At 71.1% G+C, this 7,436-nt stretch carries 7 protein-coding genes; 4 read left to right on the top strand and 3 right to left on the bottom strand.

Annotated features, from left to right (window positions below):
- The first annotated feature begins 25 nt into the window (after nt 1-25).
- Nucleotides 26-1,096 (top strand): adenosine deaminase, encoded by a 1,071-nt coding sequence (locus P1P75_RS37725; RefSeq protein ID WP_319263932.1) that lies wholly within the window; start codon nt 26-28, stop codon nt 1,094-1,096.
- Here P1P75_RS37725 and P1P75_RS37730 read toward each other — a convergent pair.
- Nucleotides 1,078-1,593, bottom strand: a complete 516-nt coding sequence (locus P1P75_RS37730; RefSeq protein ID WP_319263934.1) for a DUF664 domain-containing protein — start codon at nt 1,591-1,593, stop codon at nt 1,078-1,080. The two genes, P1P75_RS37725 and P1P75_RS37730, sit on opposite strands and share 19 nt — an antisense overlap.
- A 64-nt stretch (nt 1,594-1,657) precedes the next feature.
- Nucleotides 1,658-2,542 (bottom strand): LysR substrate-binding domain-containing protein, encoded by an 885-nt coding sequence (locus P1P75_RS37735; RefSeq protein ID WP_319263936.1) that lies wholly within the window; start codon nt 2,540-2,542, stop codon nt 1,658-1,660.
- A gap of 146 nt (nt 2,543-2,688) precedes the next feature.
- Between P1P75_RS37735 and mgrA the strand changes: the two genes are divergently transcribed.
- Nucleotides 2,689-3,681, top strand: coding sequence for an L-glyceraldehyde 3-phosphate reductase (mgrA, locus tag P1P75_RS37740; protein WP_319263938.1), 993 nt, complete (start codon nt 2,689-2,691; stop codon nt 3,679-3,681).
- On the opposite strand, the gene P1P75_RS37745 is transcribed toward mgrA, so the two are convergent.
- Nucleotides 3,671-3,940 carry a DUF1905 domain-containing protein gene (locus tag P1P75_RS37745; RefSeq protein ID WP_319263943.1) on the bottom strand — a complete coding sequence of 90 codons (270 nt, stop codon included), beginning with the start codon at nt 3,938-3,940 and terminating at the stop codon, nt 3,671-3,673. The genes mgrA and P1P75_RS37745 overlap by 11 nt on opposite strands.
- A gap of 599 nt (nt 3,941-4,539) precedes the next feature.
- On the opposite strand from P1P75_RS37745, the gene P1P75_RS37750 reads away from it, so the two are divergent.
- Entirely contained in the window at nt 4,540-4,950 is a 411-nt protein-coding gene (locus P1P75_RS37750) for a hypothetical protein (RefSeq protein ID WP_319263939.1), read from the top strand.
- A gap of 66 nt (nt 4,951-5,016) precedes the next feature.
- Entirely contained in the window at nt 5,017-7,356 is a 2,340-nt protein-coding gene (locus P1P75_RS37755) for an FHA domain-containing protein (protein WP_319263941.1), read from the top strand.
- Nucleotides 7,357-7,436: the final 80 nt, after the last annotated feature.

Raw genomic sequence — 7,436 nt, forward strand, 5'->3', positions numbered from 1 at the left:
CGCCCAGCCCGAGGAAAGACCCACCATGACCGCTACGCGCGTAGACCCCGCCACCCTCCGCCGGCTCCCCAAGGCCGTCCTGCACGATCACCTCGACGGCGGTCTGCGCCCCGCCACCGTCGTCGAGCTGGCGGCCGCGGTCGGCCACACCCTGCCGACCACCGACCCCGACGAGCTGGCCGCCTGGTACTTCGAGGCCGCCAACTCCGGCGACCTGGTCCGCTACATAGCGACCTTCGAGCACACCCTCGCCGTGATGCAGACCCGTGAGGGCCTGCTGCGCACGGCGGAGGAGTACGTCCTCGACCTGGCCGCCGACGGTGTCGTGTACGGCGAGGTGCGCTACGCCCCCGAGCTGAACACGAACGGCGGGCTGACTCTCGCCGAGGTCGTGGAGACCGTCCAGCAGGGCCTCGCGGCCGGTATGGCCAAGGCTGCCGCGGCCGGCACTCCGGTCCGGGTCGTCACCCTGCTCTGCGGGATGCGGATGTTCGACCGTGTCCGTGAGGCCGCCGGCCTGGCCGTCGCCTTCCGGGACGCGGGCGTCGTCGGCTTCGACATCGCGGGCGCCGAGGACGGCTTCCCGCCCGCCGACCACCTGGACGCCTTCGAGCACCTGCGCCGCGAGAACGTCCCCTTCACCATCCACGCCGGTGAGGCCCACGGCCTGCCCAGCATCCATCAGGCCCTCCAGGTCTGCGGCGCCCAGCGCATCGGCCACGGCGTGCGTATCACCGACGACATCGTCGACGGCAAGCTCGGCCGCCTGGCCGGCTGGGTGCGGGACCGCCGTATCGCGCTGGAGATGTGCCCGACGTCCAACCTCCAGACCGGCGCGGCCACCTCCATCGCCGAGCACCCGATCACCGAGCTGAAGGACCTCGGCTTCCGCGTCACCCTCAACACAGACAACCGTCTGGTCTCGGGGACGACGATGACCCGCGAGATGTCGCTGCTGGTCGAGGAGGCGGGCTGGACGGTCGAGGACCTGCGCACGGTCACGGTGAACGCCCTCAAGAGCGCGTTCATCCCGTTCGACGAGCGTCAGGCCCTCATCGAGGACGTCGTCCTGCCGGGCTACGCGGCCGCGCTCTGAAGCAGCCCGCGCACATAGGCGGCCTGTCCGACGTGCTGGAGATCGTCGGACAGGACGCTGACCAGGCGTACGCCGAGCGTGACCGGCGGGTCCCAGCGCTCGTCCACGACGCGCTCCAGGTCCGCCGCTGTCACCCCGCGCAGCGCCTGGAGGGTCTGCGCGTGGACGGCGTCGTAGTACCCGGTGAGGAGGTCGCCGTCGGTGACCCGCACCTTGCCGACCTTCGACGCGCTGTGCCCGTACCCGGTGTCCCGGCGTGGCAGATCCAGCCCGAACCGTTTCTCCCACTCCTGTGAGAGCCACACCTGATCGAGGCCGAAGGCGTCGGCGATGTGGTCGTCCTGGACGCGGGTGAGGTGCCAGACCAGCCAGGTGACCGAGTTGGTCTCGGCGGTCGGCCGGGCGTTCAGGTCGTCGGCGTCCAGGCCTGCGGCGGCGGCGTGGACCTCTTCCTGGATGCGGCCGTAGCCGTCGATGAGGATGTCCTTCACATGCATACGTCCACCATCGCGCACCCGCCGCCCCGGCGCCGCCTCTCGGCAGGACTCCTGCCCGCTCCCGTCACCCGCGTTCCGTCTCCAGCAGGGCCATCAGCGCGCGTGCAGCCGGGCTGGTCGCGCGGGCGGGCGGCAGCAGCGCGACGGTCTCGTACACCACCTCGCCGGTCCCCTTGAGGGGCAGCGCGGTCAGCGCCTCCCGCTTGTGCCGGAAGTGACGCGGTACGACGGCGATGCCGAGGTTCTCGTCCACCAGGTCCAGCAGGCTGTGTACGTCGTTGACCTCCAGCGCGACCGTACGGCGGACCCCGGCCGCCGCGAAGGCCGCGTCGGTGGCGCGGCGTGGGCCCCAGTCGGGGTGGAAGTCGACGAACACCTCGTCGGCGACGTCGGCCGGGGTGAGCGCGGCGGCGGCGCCGGTGAGCCGGTGGTCGGGATGGCACAGGACGTACATCGGCTCGTCGGTGAGTGACGCGGACCGCAGCTGGTCGCTGTCGGCCTGGGTGCGGTAGGCGAAGGCCAGGTCCAGCCGTCCGGCGGCCACCTCCTCGGCGAGGGCGCCCGAGCCGGACTGCCGCAGCCGGATCTCCACGTCCGGGTGGCGCCGCCGGAACGCGGCCAGCAGCCCCGCCACGTGCACCCCGGCGATGCACTGCTCGGTTCCCACGGACAGGGTGCCGCGCACCACGCCCTGCACGGCCGCCACCGCCTCGTGGGCGGCCCGCACCTGTGCCAGGATCCGTTCCGCCTCCGCGAGCAGCGCGCGGCCCGCCTCGGTCAGCGTCACCCGACGGGTGGTACGGACGAACAGGGGCGCCCGCAGTTCGCGCTCCAGCGCGCGGATGGACGCCGACAGTCCCGACTGGGAGACCATCAGGCGTTCGGCGGCACGGGTGAAGTGCTGGTCCTCGGCGACCGCGACGAAGTGCTGGAGGTGGCGCAGTTCCATGATTGAGAAGCGTAGCCGCTGAATACCATCGGATTCTTCTGTTGGACCACTACCCGCAGGCAGGGCGAGAGTGGGTTACGGTCCCGCGAACCGATCTACGGTTGCCGGGCACCGAACTTCCGAGCCAACCCCCTCCTGGAGTCGCGTTGTACACCGCACACCCCGACCGCTACGCGCACATGCCCTACCGGCGCACCGGACGCAGCGGCCTGAAGCTCCCCGCGCTCTCGCTCGGACTGTGGCACAACTTCGGGCCCGACCGTCCCGTGGAGACCCAGCGGGCCATCCTGCGCCGCGCCTTCGACCTCGGCATCACCCACTTCGACCTGGCGAACAACTACGGCCCGCCGCCCGGTGCCGCCGAGTCCGCGCTGGGCGAGTTCCTGAAGGCCGACTTCGCGCCGTACCGCGACGAGCTGGTGATCTCCACCAAGGCCGGCTATCTGATGTGGCCGGGCCCGTACGGCGAGTGGGGCTCGCGCAAGTACGTGCTGTCCTCCCTGGATCAGAGCCTGACGCGGATGGGCCTCGACCACGTCGACATCTTCTACTCGCACCGCCCCGACCCGGAGACTCCCCTGGAGGAGACGATGGGCGCCCTGCACTCCGCGGTCCAGCAGGGCAAGGCGCTGTACGTGGGCGTCTCCAACTACTCGGCCGAGCAGACCCGCGAGGCGGCGCGCATCCTGGGCGAGCTGGGCACCCCGCTGCTCATCCACCAGCCGCGCTACTCGATGCTCGACCGGCGCCCCGAGAGCGGGGGCCTGCTGGACGCGCTGGACGAACTCCAGGTCGGCTCCATCGTCTTCTCCCCGCTGGAGCAGGGCGTGCTCACGGCCCGCTACCTGGACGGCATCCCGGAGGACTCGCGGGCCGCGAGCGACAGCCCCTTCCTGAACTCCGAGGCGCTGACCGGCGAGCTGGTGGGCAAGCTGCGTGCCCTCGACGACATCGCCAAGTCCCGCGGCCAGTCGCTGGCCCAGCTCGCGCTGGCCTGGGTGCTGCGCGGCGGCCGGGTCACCTCCGCCCTCGTCGGCGCGAGCAGCGCCCGGCAGATCGAGGACAGCGTCGGTGCCCTGGACAACCTGGACTTCGAGGCGGGCGAGCTGGCCCGCATCGACGCGGTGATCAACGGCTGAGCCGTTCCGTCAGGCGGACGGTGACGACGTCACCCTCCTTCTTGCCGATGGCCTTGTGCACCTCGGCCTTGACGGGGAGTTTGTGGGTCCCGTCCCCGAGGGCCATGAACGAACTCCGGAACGGATGTCCGTCGACGGTTCCGCTGATCTTGACCAGTCCGCGGGTGCCGAAGAAATCGGCGGACTCCGGCCAGATCACATAGGTCCAGCCGCCGTTCTCGGGGCTCTTGCGCAGGACGGCGTCGAATTCCGCTTCCATGTGTTCCCCGTGTTCCACTTGTCCGTCGGCAGTCATGACGTCCTCCACTCGCGGCGGTCTTCCGGCCTTCATTTCCGGCCCTCTTTCGGCCCTCTTTCGGCCTTCTTCGGGCCTTCTTGGGGGCAGACCGCCGCGAGTGAGTGAATTCATCGGTCAGGCTCCGGCGGGCACCCGGTCGAGGAATCAGGGGACCGGGACATTGCGGTTCCCGGCGTCCAGTGTGATCACGTCGGCCCCGGTCACCGGCGCCGGCCCCCTCCTCCCCCAGGCGGCGCGGTCGGTCGGCGCGGACAGGGAAATCAGCCTCCAGGAGGTAGTCGATCCTGGTCAGGCCCCGGATTCGGGTATCTCCGATCCGTTGTGACCACCTTGCCCGCACCCGCCTTGAGGCTCGATCACCTCCCGGGTATTGACGGGCCCACGTCCCGCCCGCCGCATTTCGGCCATGAACGCCGTGGAATATGCCAAGAGACTGGCCAAAAAAGCATGGTGACAGTGTTTCAGTAGTCAACATACTCAAACGGCAGGGGCAGTTCATCCCGCAGGAGCCGCACGGAAAGCGAGGCCCGCACCGGCAGCGAGCGACGGGGGAGAAGGACGTGCACGACGAATTCCTGTGTCATGTCACCGCGTACGGAGTGTGCGACGGCCGCCGTATCGGCGTACCGCTCGGCACCTACCGGGCCCCGACGCTGGCGCTCGCGCTGTGGTGGCTGCGCGACCGTGCCTCCTGGATCGCCGAGCGGCTCGACCCGCAGCCTCGGAGCACGCGCATCCCGCCGCACGCCCTGGTCCCGGTCGCCGACACCGCGCCGGACGTCCCCCGCCTGCTGCGGGCCTGGTGCGCCGACATCGACCGGCAGGAACTGGTCGCCGACGAACTGGCTGTCGGGCGACTGGTACGGATCGCCGTGAGTGACGAGACCACCGAATACGAACTCCTCGCCGAGTCCGTCGACGCCCTGCGCATGCAGCGGACCGTCCCGCCGCTGGTGATGCCGGTCGGCTGACCGGACCACCCGCGCGGCCGGATCTCCCACCCGGCACACAAGGGTGCGAATCGGTAGAATTCCCGCATGGCGGAGTCGCCGATCAATCCCACCGCGCCCGAACTCGTGCTGGAGACCGAGACGGGCGTCACGGTGATGATCCCGGGCCACGACTACCGCGTCGGCCGCGACCCGCTCAGCGACATCGTCCTCGACGACGCCCGGGTCTCCTGGCACCACGCGGTGCTGCGCCCCGACGGCGACCACTGGACCCTCGCGGACGAGCACAGCACCAACGGCACCTACGCCGACGGGCGCCGCGTCCACGAATGGGGTATCGGACCCGGCAGCGTCATCCGCTTCGGCAGCCCGGACGACGGCCCGTGCGCCGTCCTGACCGGACGCCCGCGGCCGGCGCCGCAGCGCCCCTCCGCGGTGGCCAACCCCGCGGTGACCGGAACGTTCCGGCGCCCCACCACCGTCCGCCCCCTGCCCACCCGCACCGTCCGCATCGGCCGTGCCCCCGACAACGACCTGGTCCTCGACGACCTCGTCGTCTCCCGCCGGCACGCCGAACTGCGCGCCCTGCCCGATGGCACCTACGAGATCGCCGACCTCGGCAGCCACAACGGCACCTACCTCAACGGCCTGCCCGTCACCGCCGCCCCCCTCGCCCCCGGGGACATCGTCGGCATCGGCCACTCGGCGTTCTGCCTGGTCGGCGACGCACTCCAGGAGTACGTCGACACCGGCGAGGTATCCCTCGACGTGCAGGACCTCACCGTCGCCGTCGACCGCGGCCGCAAGGTTCTTCTCGATCACGTGTCGTTCCCGGTGGGGGAGAAGTGCCTGCTCGCGGTCGTCGGACCCAGCGGCGCAGGCAAGTCCACCCTCCTCGGCGCCCTCACCGGACAGCGCCCCGCCGACCACGGCACCGTCGTCTACGACGGCCGCGACCTCTACCGCGACTACGCCGAACTGCGCCAGCGCGTCGGCCTGGTTCCGCAGGACGACATCCTGCACGCCCAGCTCACCGTCCGCGCCGCCCTCACCTACGCCGCCGAACTGCGCTTCCCCCAGGACACCGCCAAGGCCGAACGCCGCGCGCGCGTCGAGGAGGTCATCCGGGAACTGGGCCTCGAAGAGCGCGCCGACCAGCATGTGCACAGTCTCTCCGGCGGCCAGCGCAAACGCGTCAGCGTCGCCCTGGAACTGCTGACCAAACCGTCCCTGCTCTTCCTCGACGAGCCGACCTCCGGACTCGACCCCGGCATGGACCGCTCGGTGATGCACATGCTGCGCGGCCTCGCCGACGACGGCCGCACGGTCGTCGTCGTCACCCACAGCGTCCTCAGCCTCGACGTCTGCGACCGCCTCCTCGTCCTCGCGCCCGGCGGCCGGATCGCCTACTACGGCCCGCCCGACGACGCCCTCGCCTTCTTCGGATTCGCGGACTGGCCCGAGGCCTTCGAGGCCTTCGAACGGGACCGGGACCGCGACTGGGCCGGGGAGTACGCGGCCTCGGCCCCGCACCGCCGGTACGTCGTCGACTCCAGCGCCCAGCCCTTGCTGCCCCGCTCCGGCCCGGTCGTCGTACCGGCACCGCCCCGGCCGCGCAGCCGCAGCGCCCAGCTCGGCACGCTGGTGCGCCGCTACACGGCCGCGCTGAGCGCCGACCGCACCTTCCTGGCCATCATGATCGCTCTGCCGTTCGTGATGGGAGCCATGGCCCGTGCCCTCGCCGGCAGTCAGCTCACCCGGGACACCGCGATGAACGCGCTGCTGATCCTGTGCGTCGGCGGCGTCCTCACCGGTGCCGCCAACGCCGTACGTGAACTCGTCAAGGAACGCGTGATCTACCAGCGCGAACGCGCCGTCGGCCTGTCCAGATCGGCGTACCTGATGTCGAAGGTCGTCGTCCTGGGGGCGGTGACCGTCGTGCAGGCGGTCGTGCTGACGCTCGTCGCGCTGCTCGGCGTCGACCTCAACGCACCGGGCGGCGAGGGCGTGCTGATGCCGCCGCTCGTCGAGATCACCGTGGCCGTCGCCCTGCTCGCCTTCACCGCGATGATGCTCGGCCTGGTGGTGTCCGCGCTGGTGCGCAAGGAGGAGGTGACGATGCCGCTGCTGGTGCTCCTCGCCATCGTCCAGGTCGTCTTCTGCGGCGCCCTGCTGTCGCTGGACGGCGTGCCGGGCCTGGAGCAGCTCGCCTGGCTCATCCCCTCCCGCTGGGCGTTCGGCGCGATGGCCGGCACTCTCGACCTCGCCCGGATCGTGCCCGGCGATCTCACCGGCGACCCGCTGTTCGCGCACTCGGCGGGCGTGTGGCTGCTCGACGTGGGCATGCTGGTCGTCCTGTCGGCCCTCTTCGGATACCTCGTCGCCCGGCTGCTGCGCCGCCACGAGCCCGCCGTGATGCGGAGGTAGACGCGCGATGACGACCCCCGGCTTCCGGCCCACGCATGTCGTCCCCCAGCAGGGCATGCCCGCCTGGGAGGCCCCCGACC

Source organism: Streptomyces sp. ID05-39B (assembly GCF_033794725.1).
In the GTDB taxonomy this organism is placed as follows: domain Bacteria; phylum Actinomycetota; class Actinomycetes; order Streptomycetales; family Streptomycetaceae; genus Streptomyces; species Streptomyces bobili.